Raw genomic sequence first — 1,349 nt, 5'->3', positions numbered from 1 at the left:
GGGGTGGAAGAGGAACGCTGGATACCGGTGTTCATGTATGCTTCGTTGTCGTAGCAGACATATACCATGTCATGGCCGCGCTCCATCGCGCCGGACAGGGACTGGAAGCCGATGTCATAGGTGCCGCCGTCGCCGCCGAAGGTGATGAACTTGAAGTTGTCCTGGATCTTACCCTTGCGCTTGAGGACATTGTATGCTGCCTCTACGCCGCCGCAGGTAGCCGCTGCGTTTTCAAACGCACAGTGAATGTAGCTGTCCGTGTATGCGGTGTACGGATACAGGAAGGAAGAAACCTCCAGACAGCCGGTTGCATTGGTGATTACTGCCTTGTCCTCCGGCTCCAGTGCACGCAGGACAGCGCGAACGGTGATGCCTGCGCCGCAGCCGGCACACAGACGATGACCGCCGACAAAGCGCTCTTCTTTCGATAACTGTTCTTTCAAACTATATGCCATGGTCTATTACTCCCTCTGTCCGATGTGGCGGTAAACCTCGCCGGTCTTGCCAGTCTCTACGATCTTGTCCAGCTCATCAAAGATGTATGTGCAGTCCTCTACGCGGAAGTCTCTGCCGCCCAGACCGTATACATAGTTGATAGCCTTCGGACGATTGTCCAGATCATACATCGCGCTGCGGGTCTCTGCAAACAGCGGGCCGCCAGCAGCGGAGAAGCTCTCATCCTTGTCCAGAACAGCGACAGCCTTACAGCCGGACAGAGCCTCTGCAATTTCTTCAAACGGGAACGGACGGAATACACGAACCTTAATCATGCCGACCTTGCGGCCCTGTGCGCGCAGCTCGTCAACGGTCTCGCGAGCGGTACCGGCAGAAGAGCCAATCAGAACGACAGCGGTCTCTGCGTCTTCCATCTTGTATGCTTCAAAGAAGCCGTAGTAACGACCGGTGATGTCGCCGAACTTCTTGCCGACTTCCAGAATGACCTTCTTGGCATTCTTCATGGCGTTTGCCTGAGCAACCTTTGCCTCCATGTAGTACGGAGAGATGCCATACGGGCCGACAGCCAGCGGATTCTCATGCTTGAGCAGGTAGTTTTCCGGATTGTAGGTGCCGACAAAGTTCTTTACCATCTCGTCGGTTTCCAGCTCGATGTTTTCTACCGCGTGAGAGGTGATGAAGCCGTCCTGACATGCCATGATCGGCAGGCGAACGTCTGGGTTCTCACTAATCGGCATACACTGGATGTAGTTGTCGTATGCCTCCTGGTTGTTCTCTGCGAACAGCTGAATCCAGCCGGCATCGCGGGCACCCATCGCATCGGAATGGTCGTTGTTGATGTTGATCGGGCCGGTCAGGGCACGAGTTACCAGTGCCAGCGTGATCGGCAGACG

General features: G+C 55.6%; 2 protein-coding genes. Both read right to left on the bottom strand.

Going from position 1 to position 1,349, the window contains the following annotated elements; genetic code table 11:
• Positions 1-455, bottom strand: a 455-nt coding sequence (locus ACR0P9_RS12720; protein ID WP_432620709.1) for a thiamine pyrophosphate-dependent enzyme, incomplete at its 3' end; no start/stop codon positions are given.
• Between the two features lie 6 nt (positions 456-461).
• The coding region (porA, locus tag ACR0P9_RS12715; protein WP_432620707.1) for a pyruvate ferredoxin oxidoreductase at positions 462-1,349 on the bottom strand (888 nt) is incomplete at its 5' end.

Source organism: Butyricicoccus sp. (genome assembly GCF_050872565.1).
Lineage (GTDB): Bacteria > Bacillota > Clostridia > Oscillospirales > Butyricicoccaceae > Butyricicoccus_A.
Note: the sequence above shows the minus strand (reverse complement) of the source record. Positions and strands in the feature narration are given on the sequence as shown.